This is a genomic window from Simiduia sp. 21SJ11W-1, assembly GCF_024138675.1.
GTDB lineage: Bacteria > Pseudomonadota > Gammaproteobacteria > Pseudomonadales > Cellvibrionaceae > Simiduia.
The window spans coordinates 1,215,250-1,238,207 of sequence record NZ_CP090959.1 but is presented as its reverse complement, the minus strand read 5'-3'; the positions used below and the strand labels follow the sequence as shown (position 1 = coordinate 1,238,207).

General features: G+C 55.0%; 22 protein-coding genes. 10 read left to right on the top strand and 12 right to left on the bottom strand.

Annotation, left to right across the window (positions count from 1 at the left end):
* The first annotated feature begins 2 nt into the window (after positions 1–2).
* Positions 3–485: a peptidylprolyl isomerase gene (locus L1F30_RS05535; RefSeq protein ID WP_253360427.1), complete on the top strand. Its 483-nt coding sequence runs from the start codon at positions 3–5 to the stop codon at positions 483–485.
* Between the two features lie 85 nt (positions 486–570).
* On the opposite strand, the gene lptG is transcribed toward L1F30_RS05535, so the two are convergent.
* Together lptG and lptF are read right to left on the bottom strand one after the other, a co-directional pair.
* Positions 571–1,641, bottom strand: coding sequence for an LPS export ABC transporter permease LptG (gene lptG, locus L1F30_RS05530; RefSeq protein WP_253360425.1), 1,071 nt, complete (start codon positions 1,639–1,641; stop codon positions 571–573).
* The gene (gene lptF, locus L1F30_RS05525; RefSeq protein ID WP_253360423.1) at positions 1,634–2,758 is read right to left on the bottom strand and encodes an LPS export ABC transporter permease LptF; all 1,125 of its coding nucleotides are present in this window, start codon (positions 2,756–2,758) and stop codon (positions 1,634–1,636) included. Before lptF ends, lptG begins: the two co-directional genes overlap by 8 nt.
* 223 nt (positions 2,759–2,981) lie before the next feature.
* Here lptF and L1F30_RS05520 point away from each other — a divergent pair, with 223 nt between their 5' ends.
* The 5 genes from L1F30_RS05520 (at position 2,982) to L1F30_RS05500 (ending at position 9,491) form a co-directional block, all read left to right on the top strand.
* Complete coding sequence (locus L1F30_RS05520; RefSeq protein ID WP_253360421.1) at positions 2,982–4,460, top strand: leucyl aminopeptidase; 1,479 nt, start codon at positions 2,982–2,984, stop codon at positions 4,458–4,460.
* On the top strand, positions 4,460–4,885 hold the full coding sequence (locus L1F30_RS05515; protein ID WP_253360419.1) for a DNA polymerase III subunit chi: 426 nt from the start codon (positions 4,460–4,462) through the stop codon (positions 4,883–4,885). The genes L1F30_RS05520 and L1F30_RS05515 overlap by 1 nt, the downstream gene beginning before the upstream one ends.
* A gap of 21 nt (positions 4,886–4,906) precedes the next feature.
* Complete coding sequence (locus tag L1F30_RS05510) at positions 4,907–5,854, top strand: hypothetical protein (RefSeq protein WP_253360417.1); 948 nt, start codon at positions 4,907–4,909, stop codon at positions 5,852–5,854.
* A gap of 72 nt (positions 5,855–5,926) precedes the next feature.
* Positions 5,927–8,713 carry a valine--tRNA ligase gene (locus L1F30_RS05505; protein ID WP_253360415.1) on the top strand — a complete coding sequence of 929 codons (2,787 nt, stop codon included), beginning with the start codon at positions 5,927–5,929 and terminating at the stop codon, positions 8,711–8,713.
* 232 nt (positions 8,714–8,945) lie between these two features.
* On the top strand, positions 8,946–9,491 hold the full coding sequence (locus L1F30_RS05500; RefSeq protein ID WP_253360398.1) for a porin family protein: 546 nt from the start codon (positions 8,946–8,948) through the stop codon (positions 9,489–9,491).
* 263 nt (positions 9,492–9,754) lie between these two features.
* Here L1F30_RS05500 and L1F30_RS05495 read toward each other — a convergent pair whose 3' ends face one another.
* Positions 9,755–9,991, bottom strand: a complete 237-nt coding sequence (locus L1F30_RS05495; RefSeq protein WP_253360396.1) for a DUF2789 family protein — start codon at positions 9,989–9,991, stop codon at positions 9,755–9,757.
* Between the two features lie 126 nt (positions 9,992–10,117).
* Positions 10,118–10,456, bottom strand: a complete 339-nt coding sequence (locus tag L1F30_RS05490) for a tRNA-binding protein (protein WP_253360394.1) — start codon at positions 10,454–10,456, stop codon at positions 10,118–10,120.
* 127 nt (positions 10,457–10,583) lie between these two features.
* Here L1F30_RS05490 and L1F30_RS05485 point away from each other — a divergent pair, with 127 nt between their 5' ends.
* A complete protein-coding gene (locus L1F30_RS05485; RefSeq protein WP_253360392.1) occupies positions 10,584–11,534 on the top strand; it encodes a hypothetical protein in 951 nt (316 codons plus the stop codon).
* Between the two features lie 62 nt (positions 11,535–11,596).
* Here L1F30_RS05485 and L1F30_RS05480 read toward each other — a convergent pair whose 3' ends face one another.
* The 3 genes from L1F30_RS05480 to L1F30_RS05470 all read right to left on the bottom strand — a co-directional run bounded on the left by L1F30_RS05480 (position 11,597) and on the right by L1F30_RS05470 (position 14,294).
* Positions 11,597–12,577 (bottom strand): fatty acid desaturase, encoded by a 981-nt coding sequence (locus L1F30_RS05480; protein ID WP_253360390.1) that lies wholly within the window; start codon positions 12,575–12,577, stop codon positions 11,597–11,599.
* 51 nt (positions 12,578–12,628) lie between these two features.
* A complete protein-coding gene (locus L1F30_RS05475; protein ID WP_253360389.1) occupies positions 12,629–13,444 on the bottom strand; it encodes a sugar phosphate isomerase/epimerase in 816 nt (271 codons plus the stop codon).
* 232 nt (positions 13,445–13,676) lie between these two features.
* Complete coding sequence (locus tag L1F30_RS05470; RefSeq protein WP_253360387.1) at positions 13,677–14,294, bottom strand: TetR/AcrR family transcriptional regulator; 618 nt, start codon at positions 14,292–14,294, stop codon at positions 13,677–13,679.
* A 243-nt stretch (positions 14,295–14,537) separates the two neighbouring features.
* Here L1F30_RS05470 and L1F30_RS05465 point away from each other — a divergent pair, with 243 nt between their 5' ends.
* Positions 14,538–15,329 (top strand): PEP-CTERM sorting domain-containing protein, encoded by a 792-nt coding sequence (locus tag L1F30_RS05465; protein WP_253360386.1) that lies wholly within the window; start codon positions 14,538–14,540, stop codon positions 15,327–15,329.
* A gap of 106 nt (positions 15,330–15,435) precedes the next feature.
* Here L1F30_RS05465 and fadA read toward each other — a convergent pair whose 3' ends face one another.
* The 3 genes from fadA to L1F30_RS05450 form a co-directional block, all read right to left on the bottom strand.
* Entirely contained in the window at positions 15,436–16,611 is a 1,176-nt protein-coding gene (gene fadA, locus L1F30_RS05460) for an acetyl-CoA C-acyltransferase FadA (RefSeq protein WP_253360379.1), read from the bottom strand.
* A gap of 12 nt (positions 16,612–16,623) precedes the next feature.
* Entirely contained in the window at positions 16,624–18,771 is a 2,148-nt protein-coding gene (gene fadB, locus L1F30_RS05455) for a fatty acid oxidation complex subunit alpha FadB (RefSeq protein ID WP_253360377.1), read from the bottom strand.
* 224 nt (positions 18,772–18,995) lie between these two features.
* Positions 18,996–19,508 carry an N-acetyltransferase gene (locus L1F30_RS05450; protein ID WP_253360375.1) on the bottom strand — a complete coding sequence of 171 codons (513 nt, stop codon included), beginning with the start codon at positions 19,506–19,508 and terminating at the stop codon, positions 18,996–18,998.
* Between the two features lie 173 nt (positions 19,509–19,681).
* On the opposite strand from L1F30_RS05450, the gene dusA reads away from it, so the two are divergent.
* Both dusA and L1F30_RS05440 read left to right on the top strand, forming a co-directional pair.
* The gene (gene dusA, locus L1F30_RS05445) at positions 19,682–20,623 is read left to right on the top strand and encodes a tRNA dihydrouridine(20/20a) synthase DusA (RefSeq protein WP_371922659.1); all 942 of its coding nucleotides are present in this window, start codon (positions 19,682–19,684) and stop codon (positions 20,621–20,623) included.
* Entirely contained in the window at positions 20,620–21,057 is a 438-nt protein-coding gene (locus L1F30_RS05440) for a TerB family tellurite resistance protein (protein WP_253360373.1), read from the top strand. Before dusA ends, L1F30_RS05440 begins: the two co-directional genes overlap by 4 nt.
* On the opposite strand, the gene L1F30_RS05435 is transcribed toward L1F30_RS05440, so the two are convergent.
* Both L1F30_RS05435 and L1F30_RS05430 read right to left on the bottom strand, forming a co-directional pair.
* Positions 21,054–21,539 carry an STAS domain-containing protein gene (locus tag L1F30_RS05435; RefSeq protein WP_253360371.1) on the bottom strand — a complete coding sequence of 162 codons (486 nt, stop codon included), beginning with the start codon at positions 21,537–21,539 and terminating at the stop codon, positions 21,054–21,056. The genes L1F30_RS05440 and L1F30_RS05435 overlap by 4 nt on opposite strands.
* Complete coding sequence (locus L1F30_RS05430) at positions 21,532–22,734, bottom strand: response regulator (RefSeq protein ID WP_253360369.1); 1,203 nt, start codon at positions 22,732–22,734, stop codon at positions 21,532–21,534. The genes L1F30_RS05435 and L1F30_RS05430 overlap by 8 nt, the downstream gene beginning before the upstream one ends.
* Positions 22,735–22,958: the final 224 nt, after the last annotated feature.

Sequence of the window (22,958 nt, the reverse complement as noted above, 5' to 3'; positions counted from 1 at the left end):
ACATGAACATCGCCGACAAATCCGTGGCCAGTATTCACTACACCCTTAAAAACGATGAGGGCGAAGTGCTCGACTCCTCTGAAGGTCAGGCGCCGCTTGATTACATCCAGGGCATTGGCAACATTATCCCCGGCCTTGAAAACGCGCTGGCCGGCAAGGCCGAAGGCGACAAAGTAGACGTAGTGGTTGAAGCCACAGACGGCTACGGCGAGTACAACGCCGAACTGGTACAGGAACTGCCACGCACCATGTTCCAGGGCGTAGACACCATTGAAGTGGGCATGGCCTTCCAGGCCCAGACACCTGCTGGCATGCAAGTGGTTGAAGTGATTGAAGTGGACGAAGAAACTGTCACCATCGATGGCAACCACAAGCTGGCTGGCCAGCGCCTGCACTTTGCCGTTGAAGTGGTTGGCGTACGTGCGGCCACCGAAGAAGAACTGGCGCACGGCCACGTGCACGCAGAGGGTGGTTGCGGCCACTAAACTGCCCGCACCGTACCCACAAAAAAGGCCAGTATTACTGGCCTTTTTTGTGGGTGCTTGTTAAAAATTGGCTGGCGTAAGACCCCTAGCGGGTGCGCGATAACAACCAAAAGCCAATGGCGATACACATGCCGATGGGGATCAACACCGCAATCAAGGGCGAAAATCCGAACACCAGGCTCGAAGGCCCAAGCAGCTCCTGCGCCATGCGAAATACTATGGCCACAATCACACCGGTGAACACCCGGTAGCCCATGGTGACTTCACGCAGCGGGCCAAAAATAAATGAAATGGCAATGAGCACAAGCCCGGCAGTTGCCAAGGGTTGCAAACTTTTTTGCCAGAACGCCAGCCAGTAGGGCTCGCTTTTTTGTTCGTGCTCATCCAGATAATTGGCGTATTCATACAGGGTTTGAATGGCCAGGGTGCGCGGCGGCATCACCAGCACGTTAACAAGGTCGGGCGAAAGGCTGGTATCCCAGCGGCGGGTTAAAAACTCACTGTGGGTTAACGGCTCATCACTGGTGGCCGGGAAATGCGTAATCACACCCGATTCTTCCAGCCAATAACCACCTTGGTAAGTGGCGGATTCAGCAAAGCTCGCCGAGCGCAGATTACGCTGCTCATCGTAACTGTAGCGCGACACGCCCAAGATTTTGCCGTTGGGCATTACCACATTGAAATGCAAAAACTCGTCACCTTCGCGCGACCACAACCCCTGCTGGCCCTCTTGCTCTTGGCGGTCGCCTTTGGCAATGGCCTTGCCACTCTCAGCCATGTGGTCGGTCCAGGGGGTGACATACTCACCCAGCAGTGCCGCAAGCAATATGAGCACCCACACAGGTTTCATCACAGCCCAGGCAATGCGGGTAACACTTACGCCGGCGGCGCGCATGATCACAAGCTCACTGGTGGCCGCCAATTGGCCAAGCCCAATCAAGCAACCGGTAAGTGCCGCCAGCGGAATACTGTTGTAAATGCGCGTTGGCAGTGTGAGCCCCACGTACAGCATGGCTTCACGGAAGTTGTAATCCTCATCGAGGTTATCAATTTCATCCACCACCGCAGCAATGACATCAAGCGCAAGTATAACCAGAAACACCACAAAAATAGCGCTGATAACCGTGCGGCCTATATAGCCGTTTAACTTACGCATGGGCGGCCCCCTGTGGCTTTGCGCGCTGTTTTAGCCAGCGCCGCAGATTGCCCCAGTTAAACAACAACACCGCCAGCGCAAAAAATACGCCATGCACTACCCACAAACCCAAGGCTGGATCCAGCTTGGCCATTTTCACCTGATCGCGGGCTGCGTTGAGCGCCACAAGGTAAATGATGTACAACAAAATGGCGGGGATCATACCCAGGTAACGGCCCTGACGCGGATTGGTACGCGAGAGCGGCACCGCCAACATACACACTACCACCACCAGAATGGGCAAGCTCAAGCGCCACTGTAAACCGGCAATGCGTTGCGGTTCAGTTGCCGAGAGCAAAGACAAGGTAGGCTCGGCATCCACCTTGTATTTCACCCGCGCTTGATTGAGGTTGGTTTGCAGCAATTGGCCGAAGGTTGCAAAGCTCACTTCATGGTAATTCAGGCTGCCGGCGGCGCCCGCGTAGCGGCGGCCGTCATCAAGCACAAAATAGCGGCGCTGGTATTGCTCATCAAACCATTGGTGCGCACCGCGCGAGCGCACCACCGCCGACTTGCCGCCAATCACCAGGCTTTCAGCGCCCATGTTGGCGATGAACACCTCGGTTAAATCTTGTTTATCTTCACTGATTTGCTCTGTGTAAAAGGTGGCCTGGCCTTTACTGAGCGGTTGAAACTGCTCGGGCATTATCAGCTCGAACTCACCCCGCGAGCGCTGCTCGGCCAACAGCGTTTCCACAGCACCCACCCCGCGCGGGCTTAAATACAGGCTTAAAAACGCCACCGCAATCACCACCGGCAAAGCCGCCAGCAGCGTGTAACCCAAAAGCCTGCGCTGGCTTAAGCCACAGGCAGACAACACCACCATTTCGCTTTCAACATACAAGCGCCCATAGGCCAACAGCACGCCAATAAAGGTGCCCAAGGGCAAAATTAGCTCTAAAAAGCCCGGCAAGCGGTAGGCCATAATCACCAGCAACGCCTGGGGCGATAAATCGCCGGCCGCGGCGGCCGAGAGGTAGCGCACAAAGGTGCCGCTCATAAAAATCAGCAGCAACACACCGCTGACCGCCAGCAGGGTAAATAGAATTTCTTTGGCCAGATAACGAAAAATGATCACAGTCTGCGTTCAATCCTGAGGCAGTGGCTTGGTTCACCGTCAGACTAGTCTAAGCCGCGCGCAGATTGTTTGACGCGGGCCTGCTAAACTAGTCGGCAATTGTGTTGGCACCCATTGGCCAACGCCATCACCCGATGACACTCATTAACACCCATTTAAAGATTCGCGGCATTATCGCCAATTACGGCATACTTGTCTTGACGCTAAGGACACTAATTTGACCATGAAATTCACTGCCAAACAGTTTGATCTGCTCACCCACAAGTCACCTTGCCTGGTTGTTGGCCTGTTTGAAGGCAAATTAACACCGGCAGCCGCGGCTGTGGATGCCGCCTGCGACAAGGCGCTTTCAGCCTTGTTAAAGCGCAAAGACATCACCGGCAAATGTGGCCAAACCCTGCTGCTGCCCACCGTCAATGGCATTGCCGCCGAGCGCTTACTGCTGGTGGGCCTGGGCAAAGCGCAAGAGGTCAACGATGCAACCCTGCGCAAAGCGGCGGCAAAAATGGCCGAGGCACTGAAAGCGCTGAACATCAAATCGGCAGCCGTGGCCTTTGACGGCTTGGATGCACCGGCACCTGCCAACCAGGCGCGCATTGTGGCTGAAAGCATTGGCTGGGCCACCTACCTCTACCACACCACCAAGGGCAAAAAGCCAGAGGCCCCCACCCTTGCGGGCGTAGAGCTCTTGGCCGCCGACAAAAAAGATAAAACCGCCAAAGACCGCGGCCTGGCCATAGGCGCGGCCATCGCAGCAGGCAGCAATGTCACCCGCGAGCTGGGCAACCTGCCGGCCAATGTGTGCACCCCCACCTACCTGGCAGAACAAGCCAAGGCCTGGGCCAAGGGCAACAGCCAGCTGAAAACCACCGTACTCGAGCGCAAAGACATGGAAAAGCTCGGCATGGGCTCATTGCTCTCGGTTGCCGCAGGCTCCGATCAGCCACCCAAGCTGATTGTGATGGAATACAGCAACGGCAAGGCAGGCGCCAAGCCCGTGGTACTGGTGGGTAAAGGCGTAACCTTCGATACCGGCGGCATCAGCCTCAAGCCCGGCGAAGGCATGGATGAAATGAAATACGACATGTGCGGCGCTGCCAGCGTCTTTGGTGCCATGCACACCGCACTGGAACTGAACCTTAAAATCAATCTGGTGTGCATAGTACCGGCCACGGAAAATATGCCCAACGGCCACGCCACCAAACCCGGCGATGTGGTGACCTCCATGTCGGGCCAAACCATCGAAATTTTAAACACCGATGCAGAAGGCCGGCTGATTCTGTGCGACGCCCTCACCTACGCCGAGCGCTTCAAGCCCAAGGCCGTGGTTGATGTAGCCACCCTCACGGGCGCCTGTGTGATTGCACTTGGCCACCACGCCACCGCCGTGTACGCCAACAAGCAGGAACTGGCCGATAAACTGCTTGAGGCCGGGCAAGCCGCGGCCGACAAAGCCTGGCAAATGCCCCTGTGGGATGAATACCAAAGCCAGCTGGATTCCAACTTTGCCGACATGGCCAACATTGGTGGCCGCCCAGGTGGCAGCGTTACCGCCGCCTGCTTTTTGTCGCGCTTTACCAAGAGCTACCCCTGGGCGCACCTGGATATCGCCGGCACTGCCTGGAAGTCGGGTGCCGCCAAAGGCGCTACCGGCCGCCCGGTACCCTTGCTCGCACAATTTTTGATGGATCAGGCAGGCTAATGACGAAAGTCGACTTTCTTGCCAGCCAGGAAACCGACCTTGAGGCGCGGCTGCGCCTCGCGTGTCGGGTGGCACAAAAGGCCATCCGCAGTGAGAGCCCGGTGTTCATCGCCTGCCAATCACAAAGCCAACTGGCCGAACTTGATGCGCTGCTGTGGAACTTTGAGCCAGAAAGCTTTTTAGCCCACACAAACCTTGCAGAGGGTGCCGAACAAGACGCCCCGATTACGCTTGGCACTGCGGAAAATTGCGGCGATCATCACGGTGTGCTGATTAACCTCTGCGCCCAGGTGCCGCCGTATTTCTCGCGCTTTGAGCGATTATTTGAGCTGGTGGTACAAGTGCCCGAAATACTGGAATGCACCCGTGCGAACTGGAGCTATTACAAAAGCCGGGGCTATCCGTTAGACTTCAAAACCCTCTAAACGCCATTGACGGAAGCACCCATGGCAGGCCCAGATCAGCCTAAAACAAAAGCCGAACTGCTGCGCGAATTGCAATCGATACAGAGCCTGCTGGATGAACAAGGCCAAGATGCATTCGACGCCTTCGAAGACGATGAAGACATCCCCATTCTGGATGAATTCATTGAAGACGATGGGCCCGCCGACGATGACGCCAGCGAACCACTGGCCGCCGATGACGAAACCCTAGACGCACTTAACGCCGCCTACGCCGCACTTACCGGCGACATAGACACAGGCGGGGCGTCCGCACAGGAATACGATCATGAAAAGGACACCCAGCAGGCCCCAGAGCCGGCCCCTAAACCGCACGCGCCGCAACAAACAGCTGCACGCACAGATGCGCCATCGCACCCTGAAGAAACAGGCGCAACGGGTGAGGTTGCGCCAATTGATGCTGAACCGGATTCAGATGAGCCCGAAGATAGCCACGATTTTAGTGCGAGCGCCAATCACCGACGAGACGGACACCTAGGCCAACACACAGATCCGGCGGCCCCGGCGCCACTGCCGGGCCAACAAAGCCTGTTCGACAGACCTGCCGAGGGCTCGCCGCGCCCGGCACAGGTTACAAAGGCCTCGGGCGAAAACCCCTTCCTGCCTCAACACATACGCGCGCGCCTGCGCGGCAATCAACCGCTGCCCAAGGGTGAGTTCAAGCGCCCCAATACACCGCCTGCGCACCTGGAGCCACTGCCTGGCGCCGAGTCCGCCCAAATTCCCCACGAAGCCACCCTGAGCCCGGCCACGGTTTCAGTGCCAGAGGCACCGCTTGCCTCAGCGCCGCGCCCGGAGGCACCGCCAATTGACGATGCAGCCGTGCTGGCACTGGTAGATGCCCTGGTGGCAGAACACCTGCCCAAGCTCGAACAACAGCTGCGTGAGCAATTGCTGGCCAAACTCAAGCAACAAGACCCAACAGACCACTGACCGCCCACGGTGCATCGGGTATAATCGCCGCTTTTGCCAGCCCCAGCCGGGGCCCAACGCGTTGAGAGCCAGATGGACAAGACTTACCAACCTGCCAACATCGAAACTCAGTGGTACCAGAAATGGGAATCCGAGGGTTACTTCAAACCGTCCGGCGAAGGTGACCCCTTCTGCATCATGATCCCGCCGCCCAATGTCACGGGCAGCCTGCACATGGGCCACGGCTTCCAGGAATCCATCATGGATGCCTTGATCCGCTACAACCGCATGATGGGTAAAAACACCCTCTGGCAAGTGGGCACAGACCACGCCGGCATTGCCACCCAAATGGTGGTAGAGCGGTTACTGGATGCCCAGGGCATCTCCCGCCACGACCTGGGGCGCGAGAAATTCCTGGAAAAGGTGTGGGAGTGGAAAGAAGAATCCGGCGGCACCATCACCCGCCAGTTGCGTCGCCTGGGTGCCAGCCCAGACTGGTCGCGCGAGCGCTTCACCATGGATGACGGCTTCTACAAAGCCGTGCAGGAAGTGTTCATCCAGCTCTACAAAGATGGCCTGATTTACCGCGGCAAGCGCCTGGTGAACTGGGATCCCAAGCTGCACACCGCCGTGTCTGACCTGGAAGTCATCAGCGAAGAAGAAAAAGGCTTTCTGTGGCACTTCCGCTACCCGTTAGCAGACGGCTCCGGCCATGTGGTTGTGGCCACCACCCGCCCGGAAACCATGCTGGGCGATACCGCCGTGGCCGTGCACCCCGAAGACGAGCGCTACCAAAAGCTCGTGGGTAAAATGATCAAGCTGCCGCTCACCGATCGCGAAATCCCCATCATCGCCGATGACTACGTGGATAAGGATTTCGGCACCGGCTGTGTAAAAATCACCCCGGCGCACGACTTTAACGACTACGAAATGGGCCGCCGCCACAATCTGCCCATCATCAACATCCTCACCGATGATGCCGACCTCAACGACGACGTGCCGGAAAAATACCGCGGCATGGAGCGCTTTGCCGCGCGCAAACAAATTGTGGCAGATTTTGAGGCCTTGGGGCTGCTGGAAAAAATTGACGATCACGTTTTAAAAGTGCCCCGTGGCGACCGCACGGGTGTGGTGATCGAACCCTACCTCACCGACCAATGGTATGTAAAAACCGCGCCATTGGCCGAGCAGGCCATCAAAGCCGTTGAAGATGGCGAAATTAAATTTGTGCCCCAGCAATACGAGAACATGTACTTCTCCTGGATGCGCGACATTCAGGATTGGTGCATTTCCCGCCAGCTCTGGTGGGGCCACCGCATTCCCGCCTGGTACGACGCCGAGGGCAACATTTACGTGGGCCGCTCGGAAGCCGAAGTGCGCGCAGAAAACAATCTGGGCGACGACATTGCCCTCAAGCAAGACGACGACGTGCTAGACACCTGGTTCAGCTCGGGCCTGTGGACTTTCGGCACGCTAGGCTGGCCTGAAAACACGGAAGAATTAAAAACCTTCCACCCCACCGATGTGCTGGTAACAGGCTTCGATATCATCTTCTTCTGGGTGGCGCGCATGATCATGCTGACGCTGCATTTTAGAAAGGAAATACCCTTCCATACCGTGTATGTACACGGCCTGGTGCGCGATTCCCAAGGCCAGAAGATGTCGAAGTCCAAGGGCAATGTGCTAGACCCAATTGACCTGATTGACGGCATTGATCTTGAAACACTGGTGGCCAAGCGCACCGGTGGCCTGATGCAGCCGCACCTGAAAGAAAAAATTGAAAAGCAAACCCGCAAGGAATTCCCGGAGGGCATTAACGCCTACGGCACCGATGCACTGCGCTACACCTATTACTCGCTCGCCTCTACCGGCCGCGACATTAAATTTGATGTAGGCCGCATTGAGGGCTTTCGCAATTTCTGCAACAAAATCTGGAACGCCACCAACTATGTGCTGATGAATTGTGAGGGCCATGATTGCGGGCAAAACGATGCGCCAGCAGCGACCGGCAGCACCGACTACGAGTTGTCACTGGCCGACAAGTGGATCATCTCCAAATTGCAACTGGCAGAGCAAGCGGTGAAAGACGGTATCGACAACTATCGGCTGGATCTCGCCTCTCAGGCATTGTACGACTTCATCTGGAATGAATACTGTGCCTGGTATTTGGAGCTTTCAAAGCCGGTACTGTGGGATGAAAACGCAAGCCCGGCGCAGAAGAAAGGCACCCGCCGCACCCTGATTCGCGTGCTGGAAACCACCCTCAGATTAGCCCACCCGATGATGCCGTTTATCACCGAGGAAATCTGGCAAAAGGTGAAAGGCCTGGCCGGGCAAACGGGCGAAACCATCATGCACGCGGCCTTCCCCTTGGCCGATGAATCCAAGATAGACCCACAAGCCATTGCCGATTTGGAGTGGATTCAAAAGGTGGTGGAATCGGTGCGCAATATTCGCGGCGAGATGAACATCAGCCCAGGCAAAGCCATTCCATTACTGGTGCAGCTGGCCAACGCCGAGGAGCAGCGCCGCATCAACGACAACCGCAGCTTCATTACCAAACTCGCCAATCTGGAATCCATCACGCTGCTGACCGAAAACGAGGAAGCGCCACTGTCTGCCACAGCACTGGTGGGCAAGATGGAACTGCGCGTGCCCATGGCGGGCCTGATTGATAAAGACGCTGAAATCGCACGCCTGGATAAGGCTCTGGATAAGCTCACCAAAGACATCCAGAAAACCGAAGGTAAATTAAACAACCCGAAGTTTGTAGACAAAGCACCCGCTGAGGTGGTTGCCAAAGAGCGTGAGCACCTGGCGGGCCTGCAGGCCCAGGCCGACAAGCTGCAAGAGCAAAAAGCCAAAATGGCGACACTCTAAACGCCCAACACCAAAGCCCCACACAGTGGGGCTTTTTTTGCGCCTTCAAATACAGGCCAGCCTGAAACCCGCAAATGCCTGCATATTTGGCTACACTGGTGGCGGCAGTAAGACCCGCGTCACATCACAGGGAAAGCCCGTCATGCAAGCTGCACTCGCAGGTTTATACTAACCACACATTTGTAGCGCTACTTGTGCACACAAGCTACACCAATACCACAGAGGAATGATCATGAAGAAACTACTCACAGCTATGGCCCTGGCCAGCCCACTGATGCTCAGCCAAACTGCCCTTGCCGGCGATGACACTGGCTTCTACCTGGGCGGCTCTGTAGGCAGCTCGCAACTGAGCTACAAAGGCGACGGCACCAGCATTGATGATGACGACACCGGCTACAAAGTCTTTGTGGGCTACAACTTCGGCTTGATCCCTTTGATTAACCTCGCCGTGGAAGGCACTTATGTGGATTTCGGCAGCCAGGTGGGCGACATTTTAGATGAAGACCACACCCTCACCAGCACCGCTTTGCAGGGTCACGCACTGGCAGGCCTGAACTTCGGCCCCTTTGGCGTTTTTGCCAAAGCCGGCGTGATGAACTGGGATAGCAAAATCAAAGGCCCGAGCGTTACCGACGATAGCTCAGGTTCAGATCCGGCCTACGGCCTGGGTGCCAAGTTTCAGCTGGCCTCATTTCAATTGCGCGCTGAATACGAACGCCTGAAGCTGGACGATGCCGATGTAGACTTTATTTCAGTGGGCGCCGCTTACACCTTCTAAGGCATAGCTGATCGGCGTTCATAGAAAGCCCGGGCTTGGGCTTGGGCTTGAGCTTGGGCTTGAGCTGAGAAAGACTGCGCACGCAGCCAGCCACCCCAAGCCCTTTAAAACACGCGCAATAGCCTTGAGTCAGGCCGGGTTCTAAAACGGAAATAAAACGCCAAATAAAAAGGGCAGCCACTTGGTGGCTGCCCTTTTACATTAACTTGCCGGCATTATTGTGCTGGCAGCTAACAGATGAGATGCAGGTATTTTTACCTGAGTTAGCTGCGCAAACGGGCATCCAATTCATCGACGGGTTCAGCCCAGTCGGCATCGTACGCTTTTGCCTCTTCCAAAAATTTCGCCTGAGAGGACGACCAAAAAGGCGCATCGTAAAGCTCGCCATCGTCACGTTTGAGCTTGTGGGATTCAATAAATGCTTCAATGGCTTCATCAGTATGCTCTAAGCCGAGCTGCTGAAATAACTCATCTATTGTATGAGAATGTTGCAATTGCATCCTAACCTCCTTAATCACTTACAATTACGAGCCGTCTACTTACTTTAGCCCATAGGCCTGCATGTATCTTGCGATACACGTAGCTTTCAATATAGGTAAAGCAATAACTGTTCCGGATTCGTAAGTTTAAGCAAGACGGCTACCGTTGGGCACCTTGCCATCAGGTACAGCCAGCACTACCGCACCATCCTCGCGGTGAAAGCCGGTAACCAGGCACTCAGACATCATAGGCCCTATTTGTTTGGGCGGGAAATTCACCACGGCCACCACCTGCTTTCCTACCAAAGATTGTAAATCATACAAATCGGTAATCTGCGCACTGGACTTACGAATGCCTATGTCGCCGCCAAAATCCACCTGCAGCTTATAGGCGGGTTTGCGCGCCTCCTTAAAAACCTCGGCGCCTACAATGGTACCCACACACAGTGCAACCTTCTGAAAATCTTGCCATGTAATTTCAGTCACAAGCTCTACCCTTAAATTGCAACCCTACCCATTCATTATCCAACGCTGCTGGCCCAATAAAGGTGCCAGAGTAAAGCGGCCATAAGCTACAATCTAAAAAGACCTTTAATAGCGAAACACCGCCCCTATGCCGAACCTCGCCCAACGGCTGCTCACCGCCGCATCCATCGTGGGCACACTACTTGTGTGGCCCGGTGGCGTGCAGGCGCAAAGCCATGCTGGCAATACTGCCATTGAGGCTCCTGTGAGCATCGGCGTGCCCTCAGACGTATTAACCGATTACTACGCCATGTTCGGCCAAAACCACTCCTTTTACCATAAGCCAGATTACACACACCCCAAAAGCCGGCGCGACGTAGTTGAGGTGGCGTTGGTGCAACGCGCACTGCGTTTGGGCGGCATTAACGCACCCTTGGTGCTGGCACCCATCGATGGCTACCTACGTATCACCCAACAAATCCATGATGGGCTGATATCACTTTCTGGCACCACTATGTTTGCCAACGATGCCGAGCGAACGCCGCTGTCGCTGGATATCAGCCTGCCCATCATTCAACGTGGCGAATTTAATGTGGGCGTATACACCAGTGCCCACAATCAGCATGCAATCAATCAAACTCACCTTCAAGGCTTGCGCACCTTGCACTTTGTGGTGGCCAATAATTGGCTGTTTGACATTGAGCTTTTAAAAAGCATGGGCATCAATAAAATCACCAAGGTCAGCAACTGGGACTCCATGGTTAAGATGGTGCTGGCAAAACGCGCAGACGCCCTGCTCGCGCCCTTCTCCCATCGTAAAGACTTGGCCATTCACGTGCTTGATGATCAACAATTGTTACCCATTCCCGGAATACAAGTAAGCTTTCCCGTTGAGCGGGTATTTTTAATTACCCGGCAACACCCGCAAGCGCAGCTCATTGGCCAGGCGCTGAACGCAGGCATCAAGCAGCTCATCAGTAGTGGGGAGGTGAACGAGGCCTACACTGCCTCGGGCTTTTTTAATCAAGCCGCAAAATCCTGGCGTGTTATCAATAGGCCTGATGCGCCCAGGCCGGGAGGCCTGCCACCAAAAAACTGAAAGCCCCACCGTTTCGGGTGAGGCTCCACACCATCAGACACCTGCAACTTCAAACGCTTATATCACGCCTGCCTAGCTGGCAGCTCGGGGCGAATGAAATCGTCGGGCGATTTGAGCACCTTAATCCAGGCAGGCATCGCCTCACGCACGGCAGCGCTAAAGCTTGGTGCAGGCTCTGGCATATCGCTCTTCACCAACTCGTGTAGCCTGGCCAACGAGTGGAAAGGTACACCTGCAAACATGTGATGCTCGATGTGATAGTTCATATCCCAGTAAATAAACCGCATAAACGGATTCATGTAGGTAGTGCGGGTGGTCAGCCGATGATCGGGTTCATTAATCGCAAGACCAGCATGCTGCGTAGACTGGACAAAAATCATCAACACACCGCCGTAGTAGGCTGCGAAGAAGGTGTACACAATAGGCAGCCAGCTTTCAATCAATACCGCCCAAGCCACAATGCCCAGCGCCACTACAACATACAGGCGTGACGACCAAACAATTTTCCTCCAAGTGTTTTCAGCAACCTTACCCTTGAGATAACCTGGCTGAATGCCGATTGCATGGATAAACGGAATAATGATTTCACGGGGGTAAACCAGCACACCCAAAAATGCAATTAACAGTGGATGCACTGGCGGGCGGCCTGCATAGATTTCCGGATCTTTATTTTCATAAAGTGTGAAAGAGTGGTGCTGTAGATGGCGCCAGCGATCATACTCGGCCTCTTTGGTTATCATGAAACCCGAGATCCAATGTACCACTTCATTTAACCAGCGGCTTTTAAACGCCGTGCGGTGATGGGTTTCATGCAAAGCAGAACTGGCAAATACCACAAGAATATTACCGTAGAGAAAAAACGCCACATAACTCCACAGGCTGCCCAGCGCTAAATACGCCCAGACGCCAAGGGCCACGAGCATGCTCATTCCGCCCAGAAAATATACCAGCCCGGGGGCATCTTTCTTCTCCAGAAGTTTCCGGTAGGCGTCTTTATCTATTGGTGATTTATACCAACGTATCACGGCCTCTGGTGAGTTCATCGCAATTTCCTCGACTGTTTTTATTGGATGTTAAGCCACAACGTATTTGCGCTATTGCGCGTAACGCTCGGCTAGCAATTGATGAATAAACTGGTTCAACTCCCACTGATCAGCCAGTGGCCGACTTTTTTCAACATCGGTAGGCATATAAGGCGCCGGGCCAAATTCGGGGGTAATGGTCAGCTGCGTTGCTCCGGCATCACGCTGGCTGGCTATTATGCTGTCCCACCAATGTAAGTGCGCATCCAACTCAGCCTGCCATTGCGGGGCGCGGGGATCATTTACCTGCGGGCCTTGGGCGTAACCCACGCGCGCGTGAATGTGGCGACAACGGGGAATTACTGCCTCGAACAAAGACTGCTGGTCTTCCATGAGCGATTCGGTAACCACACACCAATGTGAGAAATCGGCATTGAGCTTAAGGCCGGGCACGGCCTCCAGGTAACGATGTATCTCCCAAGGGTTGAAACTAAAGCGCCCGCGATGGGTTTCATGAACAATTTCGACGCCGCTGCTGTCGGCCAAGGCTTGCGCCTCGTTAAGCAACTGCACATTTTGCTCAAAGCTAAAAAAGTCGCGCCCGGTGTGGCAGTTAATCAGGGCGGGCCTGAGTGCAACCAGTGCGGTTAACTCCTCAAGGTATTCTTTGCGATAGGCCTCAAAGGTACGGGCCGGAGCCATTACCGCCTGAGCAATCAAGCGCAGATCAAACTCCCGCACCAGATGCCTCACCACCTCACCGCTGTTGCGTGCGTCGGGTATGGCGGTTTCAACCCCCACGAACCCGGCCGATTTAATTTTGGCCAGTGCATCGGTTATCGGGGTATCTGTTAACCCCCACAGGGGGCAAAAAAACTGGACATTCACAGCGCTCTCCTCCTAGGCGACTTACCGATCTCACGCCGCCATTAGCAGCAAGGTAATACAAACCCACCCCAAAAGTAAAGCAACTGCTTTATTTTTTACTAAGTGCGACAAAAGCCACGCCAATCAACCACGTTGAACAACGCTTTATAGGAAATAGACAGAATCAGCCGCTACCCAGGCGCCAGGGGGTGCAGTGTGAGCTGGGCGAAAAAGATGAAAAGCGCGAAAGCCGCTAGAAACGCAGGCCTTGCACAACATAGCGAATGAGCTCTGGGCGGGTATCTTCCAGGCTTAAAGGGCCAATGTCTGGAAAGGGCGCGGCAGTGATCACATCTACCTCAGCAGTACCATGAACAATACTGTCTAGCGCCAACAGGCTGCGCACGGCCACCTGCTTGGCACTCGCCGACGGGAAAAGTTCCTGTAGATGGCCGCGGAAGCGAACTGCCCGGCTCCCCAGGTGGTGATTCAATATTTGGCGAATATCGGTATCAAATTCCAGCAACAACCGCGACACCAGTTTCACCGCCGACTGCCCCCAATCAGGCACCACGGTCATATGAGCCCAAACCATCACCTCCGCCTCAACCAGCAACTCAAGGTTGCTCGGCTGGGGCTGAGCAAGCGCCACTTCCACCTGGGCCAGCTGATCGCGAATGTAGGCCACAGAGGCATCCAGCAGCCCGAGCTTATCGGTAAAGTGATAGTGCATGGCAGCCGAGTTTTTAGCGCCGGCGGCAGCACCGATTTGCCGAAGGGAAACCCCGTCTAACCCATGCCTGGCGTAGAGGTTAATAGCGGTTTGCATCAGGTGTTGGCGGGTGCCTGCTTTTTTGGATCGCTCAGCCATAGTGTTTCAAACGCGTGTTGGGAGGCAAAGGTTAACACGCTTGCAAAGGCCTGCGCACGGTGTAGTTAACTGTCGAACAAACTTACACATCCGTACCACTTCACGCAGAGAATAAGCCTAAGTTATTGAAATATATAGACTATTAATAATGGTACATATGTTGCTTTACTGATTGCGGCCACAAAAGGCAATCAACGCAGGACCGATTACCAGGCCTTAATAACCAACGACAAGGAAGCACTTATGAAACACACCTCTATTTTTAAACGCACGGCCTGTGCGCTGGCTCTGGGTTTTGCCGCGAGCACAGCTCAGGCAACCACCATTATTTTTGATGGCAACAACGGTGGCACAGCCAAACTTGGCGACGTGGTACTCGGCACAGGCGGCACGGCAAACGGCACTGATGTAAAAGGCACAAGCCTGGATTATGGCCTGTTTTCAACGGCGGCCGGCGTATCTCACAGCATGAACCTGGCTGGCGCCAGTTTCTCGATCTCAGGCGATATCACCACTGGTGGCACTGTCTATCAAGACATTACCCCATCGCATGGTGGCCTGGGTGCCTACACGGGTGCCTCAGGTGGCGTTAATTCCGATAACGACAACCTGCAACCCAACCTGATTACCGCGGCGGTTGGCGATGAGATCATCTTTTTTGATTTCGACCTGTCTGTGATTCTGGATACCGTATGGTTTAACGGCAACCACACTGAAAATACCGGCATGAACGCCACATCTGGCAATAAGTCGATGTTTAACGTGTTTGCCAGTACCGATGGTGACAATTATTTCTCACTACTGGGCAATAACGGTTTGGTACAAAAGGTTCCTACGGCCAATGAGTACCTCAACACCGGCCTGCCAATGAACAGCATGGGTTACACCTACTACGCCATCGCAGCTACCGGCTGGAACGATGCACCGGGCGGCTACATTGAAGCCATCAGCTTTACCAAGGTGCCAGAGCCAGGTTCACTGCTGCTCTTGGGCCTTGGCCTGTTAGGGCTCGCTCAAGCACGCCGCCGCAAATAGCGACGCGGGCTTTTGGCACCAGCCGGTGCCGTAGAAACACACAAGGCGCCTTTCGGCGCCTTGTTTATTTTTAGCTATTGCTTTTAGAACGCGATATTCGGGTGTACTAAATACGCTCGATAACCGTAGAAATACCCTGGCCCAGCCCCACACACATGGTGGATACGCCAATGCTGAAATCGCGATCTTGCATCACGTTCAACATGGTGGTGGTAATACGGGTGCCCGAACATCCGAAGGGGTGGCCCAAGGCGATGGCGCCGCCGTATAGGTTTACCATTTCATCCATTTTGTCGAGCAGGCCCAAATCTTTCAGCACCGGCAATGCCTGCGCGGCGAAGGCTTCATTGAGCTCTAGGTAGTTAACGTCGTTCATGGTAAGGCCTGCACGCTGCAACGCCTTTTGCGTTGAAGGTACCGGGCCATAACCCATGATAGATGGGTCTACACCGGCCACGGCCATGGCGCGAATCTTGGCAATTGGCGTAACGCCAAGCGCTTGAGCACGCTCGGCGCTCATCACAATCATGGCACTGGCGCCGTCTGAAATTTGTGAAGACGTACCGGCAGTCACAGTACCGCCCTTGGGGTTAAAGGCGGGCTTTAATTGCGATAAACCTTCAACGGTGGTTTCAGGGCGGATGGTTTCATCCTGGCTCACCATAATTTTAAAACCGTTGGCATCGTGGCCTTCGCGCGCCAGAATTTCACGGGCGAACTTGCCATCTACTGTTGCCTTGTGTGCCAGGCGGTGTGAGCGCTCGCCGAAGGCATCTTGCTGCTCGCGTGAAATGCCATGCATCAGCGCCAGAAATTCCGCCGTCAGGCCCATCATGCCCGCAGCCTTGGCAGCGTGTTTAGACAAGCGTGGGTTTGGGTCTACCCCGTGATCCATGGGCAGGTGGCCCATGTGCTCAACGCCACCTACAACAAACATGTCGCCGTTATTGGTCATGATCGCTTGCGCCGCTGTGTGCAGCGCACTCATGGATGAACCACACAAACGCGATACTGTTTGGCCGCCCGCTGAATGGGGCACAACAGTCATCAGGCTCATCATGCGGGCAATGTTCCAGCCCTGTTCTTTGGTTTGGTTTACACAGCCCCAAATCACATCTTCAACTTCTGCGGCATCGAGCTTCGGGTTGCGCGCAAACAGGCTATTGACCAAATCGGCTGACAAATCTTCGGCGCGGGTATTGCGAAATACACCACCCTTGGAGCGCCCCATGGCCGTTCGGCCGCAATCGACAATAACCGCATCTCTTGGATTAAGTTTCATGTTCAGTACTCCTTAGGCGAAATATGATTGGCCGGCTTCCGCCTTGGCGCGCAGTTGATCGGTTACCTTGTACAAGCCGCCAAGGTGGGCGTATTTATCGGCGATGGCCACAAAATTGGCCAGGCCCAGGCTTTCCATATAGCGAATAGCACCACCGTGGAAGGGTGGGAAACCGATGCCATAAATCAGCGCCATGTCGAGCTCGGTTGCGCTGTCTACTATGTTGTCTTCCAGGCAGCGTACCGATTCCAGGCACAAGGCCACCATTAGACGCTCGGTAATTTCCTCTTCTGAAAATTCTTTGCGTTCACCCACGTGACCTTTCAACAATTCCCAAACGGAATCGTCTGCCACTTTTTGCAAGCGCCCCTTGCGATCGGTTTCGTAGGCGTAGTAACCCTTGCCGTTTTTCTGGCCGAGACGCTTGGCCTCGTAGAGCAGTTCGCTGGCAGTTTTGTAATCGTAGGCCATGCGGTCAGGGAAGCCCTCGGCCATTACGCCACCGGCGTGCACCCCGGTATCAATACCCACAACATCACACAAGTAGGCAGGGCCCATAGGCCAACCGAATTTTTCCATCACTTTGTCGATAGCGGCAAAGTCTGCACCTTCGTGCACCATCTGCATGAAGCAACCCATGTAGGGCGACAAGATACGGTTTACCAAAAAGCCCGGGCAATCGCGCACCACCACCGGCTTTTTGCCCATGGCCAGGGCGTAGCCCACAGTTGCGGCAACCGCCGTATCGGAGGTTTTGGCACCGCGAATAACTTCAACCAAAGGCATTTTGTGCACCGGGTTAAAGAAGTGCATGCCACAGAAATTTTCCGGGCGCTTCAGGGGTTCTGCCAGGTAGTCGATTGAAATGGTAGAAGTATTAGAGGTAAGAATGGCGTCTGCGCGCATCTTGCCTTCCACTTCGCTCAATACCGCGTGCTTCACCTTGGGGTTTTCCACTACCGCTTCAACAATGACATCGGCACTGTCTATACCATCGTAAGACAAGGTAGGCGTGATATTGGTGAGGGTTTTGGCCATTTCACCAGCGCTCATACGGTTGCGATCCACAAGCTTGGACAACAGCTTGGCTGCCTCACCCATGCCGAGATCAAGACCTGCCTGCGCGATATCTTTCATTAAAATGGGCGTGCCTTTGTAGGCCGACTGATAGGCGATACCGCCACCCATAATACCGGCACCCAGCACGGCGCCCTTCTCAACTTTTTTTGCAGCTTTAGCTTGGGTTTTACCTTTTTTCATGAGCATTTGATCGCCCAAAAACAGGTTCACCAGGTTGGCAGCTACCGGCGTTTTGGCAAGTTTTGCGATACCCGCAGCTTCAACCTTCAATGCCTCATCGCGCCCGAGCGTGCTGTTTTTCTGCATGGATTTAACCGCTGTCACAGGCGCCGGGTAGTGTTTACCCGCCTGGCCTGCCACAAAACCCTTGGCTGTTTCAAATACCATTAACGATTCGATATCGTTAATTTTTAGCTTCTCAAGCTTTTCCTGGCGCTTGGCTTTGTAATCCAGCTCACCACTGATGCAGCGGCCCAACAAATCAAGGCCCGCCTCACGCAGCTTGTCTGGGCTAACCACGGCATCCACTACGCCATCGGCCAGGGCTTTATCGGCACGCTGCTCTTTACCAGAGGCAATCCACTCAATAGCGTTGTCGGCACCGGCCACGCGCGGCAAACGTACCGTACCGCCAAAGCCTGGCATGATGCCGAGCTTCACTTCCGGCAAACCGATTTTGGCAACGTCGCTCATTACGCGGTAGTCGGTGGCCAGTGCCATTTCCAATCCGCCGCCTAAGGCCACGCCGTTGATGGCAGTCACGGTGGGCATGGGTAAATCTTCTACGGCGTTAAAAATTTTATTGGTTTCAAAAACACTGGCGGCAATTTCTTCTTCGGAGCGGCCGAAGTTAGCACCGAATTCGGTGATGTCTGCACCCACGATAAAACCGTCTTTACCACTGGTAACCAGCAGGCCTTTCACCTGGCCGTTCGCCACGATGGCCTGGGTTGCCTCTTTCAGCTCGTTGATTGTCAGCTGGTTGAATTTGTTAACAGAATCGTCAGTCAGGTCAAAACACAGCTCTGCTATGCCCTGATCCAACGCGCGAACAGTTATCGCCTTGCCTGAATAAATCATGGGGGTTCCTCGTTGGACGCCAACCAATGGCGGGTAATTCGTTATTTGCGCTTTTAGTCTACAAACGCCCACCATCTTTACTGGCCTTGGGCGATGCAGCGCCGGGCAGCGTTGCCCAGACTTACTATAGACTCCTGTAAAGCGGCTGCAGGCTCAATAGCAAAACAAACCACATTTGCTTGCAAATGTGATCAAGGGGGAAAAGGCAAGTGACGACTGGCGAGTCAGGCGCTGCGCTCAAGCAACAGCAAGGTAACACCGTGCTTTTTCTCGCGCCCGACGGGCTTGAATTGAAAACGCTCGTACAAGGCTTGGGCGGGTGCATTGCCCTCTGCCACACTCACGCGCAAGGCCGTGCCTTTGGCGCCATAGGTATCGAGTGCAACCTGCAACAGGCGGGCGGCAAAGCCCTTGCGCTGGGCCGCAGGCGCCACACACAGGCCCACGATTTCACACCAGGGCTGTTCGGGCACGGGCTCAACAAGCTCGATAACGGCTTGTACTTCGCCCGCCTGGCTCTCCAAGCCAAGCATGCGGCTGGGGGCCAGGCGAATGGCGGCCGCATCGCGCTGCATTGGCAAAAAATAACGTTTGGCTGCTTCACCCAGCCAGCGCGCCTCTTGGCGATAGGCGTTTTGAAACAAAAAGTACAACTGCTCCGCCGTACGACTGGCACGGTGGTTGATGACCTTGGGCTTCAAGTTAACATTGGGCATGGCAAGTGCTGTGCGATTCATGGCTTTGTACAACGCATGGGTAATGCACCAGTTTAACGAGTCTCTAATGAAGTTAAAAACCGCCAAAAGGACTATTTCAGATTTTTGTGGCCAGCTCGGCTAAAATGGCGAACTTTTGAGGAGGAATAAGATTGTCACCCAGTTATAGCCCCCGCCGGTTTAGCCTGGCGCCCATGATGGAGTGGTCTGATCGCCACTGCCGGTATTTTTGGCGCCTGCTGAGCAAGCGCGCGTTTCTCTATACCGAAATGGTCACCACTGGCGCCTTGATTCACGGCGACCGGGAGCGGTTTTTAAACTACAACCCCGAAGAGCACCCGGTGGCGCTGCAGGTGGGCGGCAGCAACCCACAGGAGCTTGCCGCCTGTGCAAAAATGGCCGAGAGCTGGGGTTACGACGAGATCAACCTCAATTGCGGCTGCCCTTCTGATCGCGTACAGAACGGAATGATTGGCGCCTGCCTGATGGCGCACCCAAAGCTTGTGGCCGACTGCATAAAAGCCATGCAAGATGCCGTATCTATTCCCGTTACAGTAAAGCACCGTATTGGCATCGACGACATGGACGACGATGAAGGCCTGGCGCAATTTGTAGCGCCCATTGCCGAAACCGGCTGTGCCACCTTCATCGTGCACGCCCGCAAGGCCTGGCTAAAGGGTTTAAGCCCCAAGGAAAACCGCGAAGTGCCCCCGCTCAATTACGAGCGCGTACATCGCCTGAAACAGGAACACCCAAACCTTGAAATCATTATCAACGGTGGCCTGAAAACCCTGGCCGAGTGCCAGGCCCAGCTCGCCCACGTAGACGGCGTGATGGTGGGCCGCGAGGCCTATCACAACCCCTGGTTGCTGACCGAGGTGGACGCAGCCATTTACGGTGAGGCGTCTGTTGCGCAAGACCGGCTAGCCATTATGAATGACATGCTGGGTTATATTGATGGGCAGTTGGCGAGCGGCATGCGATTGCACCACATCACCCGGCATTTGCTTGGGTTGTTTCACGGCCAGCCGGGCGGCAAGCAGTTCAGGCGGGTAATCAGCGCAGGTGCCCATAAGGCCGGTGCCGGCGCCGAGCTTGTTGACCTTGCGCTCGATGAAATCAGGAGCCGAATGTGATTGTAGAGTTACTGAAAAACCTGTTCGACGAACCCACTCTGGAAACCCGCCCCTGCCAGCAACTGGCCGGCATTGCGCTGCTGGTTGAGGTAGCCATGGCCGACGGCCAGCTCGACGAAACCGAGCGCCAGGCCCTGGTAAACGCCTTGGCCAAGAGCCACAAATTGGGCAATACCGAAATTGAACACCTGATTACCCAGGCCACAGAGCACCAGGATAAAGCCACCTCTGTGTACGAGTTTACCCGCGTCATCAACGATGAGTTTTCCCAGGCAGAGAAATTTGAACTGGTTCAGGCCATGTGGGCGGTAGCCTATGCCGACGGCAATCTGGATAAATACGAAGAGCACACCATCCGCAAGCTGGCGGAGCTGATTCACGTATCACACAGTGATTTTATTCGGGCCAAGCTCGCGGAAAAGGCGGGCAGCTAGCAATCTTTTTCGAGGGTGGCAATCAGGTCTTTGAAAGCATCGCGGTTATCGGCATTGAGCCCCACCAATATGCGGTGCGCCTCTAGCACCCGCGCCTTCACGTCGCCTTCATCTGCGCAGTCTACACACAGCGCCTCGGCATCGGGTGCCTCGGTGTCGGCATCTCTTACAATGCAGAAAATTTCCGCAAACCCCATGGTTTGCAAGATGCGATCAATGCCCGGATTATTGCTTACCAGCGTAGGCACCAGCCCATGGCGTTCCTGGGCGAGCAGTGAGATTTTTGCCATCAGCCCGAGAGTGGTGGAGTCTATGGCTTCGGCGGCTGTGAGATCGAACACCACGGATATAAAGTGCTCGTCTGCGAACATACGATCGATAAAGGAATCGAAGGAGATACAGAGGGTCAAACGGACGTCGCCCACCAACTTAATGACGTAAACACCCTGGTGATCCGCCACCAGGATCTGCCCTTCACGCACCCGCTAACCCTCGTGAAATCGATAAAACGGCAATGTCATCAGGAGCCTCCTCTATCTGGTCCAGATTGAGCGCCTCACACACCGCCGAAACAGTGCGCGGCATATTACCGAGCCTAGACAGCAATTCAACCTCTTTATCGGCTAAATTGTCGGCCTCCAGCACCTCTAGCACACCGTCTGAAAATGCCTGCAGGCTAAACTGTTCCGGCAAGGCGCAAGACCACACCTCCCAGCTGGCATCTTTGAATATCCCGACCGCCTTGCCTTCCCCGGTCAGAAAGCGTGCGCCCTGGCTATCTATAATGACGGGCATCGGCAGGTGACCCGCAACGCTATAGCGCAACTCGTGGGTTTGGGTATCTATCACGCCGGTAAAGAGCGTGAGGTGATGGCCCAAGGCGGTATCCAGCAGCTCACGGTTCATGACCGATAACAGCTCGCTGGTGCCCTGCTCAAAGGAGCTGGCATCGGCAAACAGCCCTTCTTCACGTACCAGCCGCGTCACCAGGTGCTTTAGCCATACCGTCACAAAGGCAGAGCTTGCGCCGTGGCCTGAGACATCGGCCAGGTAAAAGGCCAGGTAGCGGTGCCCCAGGTAGGCGTAATCTATGAAATCGCCACTTAAAAACAACGAAGGCTCAATGTGGTGGGCAATGTGGTACTCACCCCGGCTTTGAGGGTATTGCGGCAGCAAGCGGCGCTGTACCTGGCGGCCAGCCTTTTGGTCGCGCTCAAGCACACGCAGGTGCTCACGCAAATTGCGGTTGGCTTCTTCCAGCTCCTGGCGGTAGCGCTGGTTTTCGGCCAACAGGGCCTGGCGCTCTAGGGATTTATCAATGGAGTGCACCAGCATCTCCATATCCACCACGGGCTTGATCATGTAATCGCTCGCCCCAAGGCGCAGCGCTTCTACAACATCAGTCACCACGCCTGCGCCTGAAATCACCATCACCGGGGTATTGGGGGATTCTTCATGAATACGGCGCAACACCTGCAAGCCGTCGATGCCCGGCATACGCAGGTCGGTGAGTACAATATCGGGAGTTTCCTGGAAGAAGAGCGTTAGCCCTTGTTGGCCATTGGCGGCCTCAATCACTTCAAACCCGCTGTCGGCGAGGTACACCACAATACTCTGGCGCACGATGGTGTCATCATCAATGATCAGCAGCCGGCGTCGGCTTTCAGCGCTCTGCATTTCTACCCTTAGGCATTGCCACCCTTAGCACCCTGAGACCTCGGCCCAGGCCAACCAAAGCCTGTAAACCGCCTACCCTACTCCCATAAAGTTGATGCTGCAAGCTTCTCAAATGGCGGGAATTGGCGTATCTTTTATGTCCAAGTTGCACAGATTGTGCACTTGGCACAGCCCTCACGAACACAGCCGATGTCGGCGTGCCTCCAACACTCACAAACCGTTAC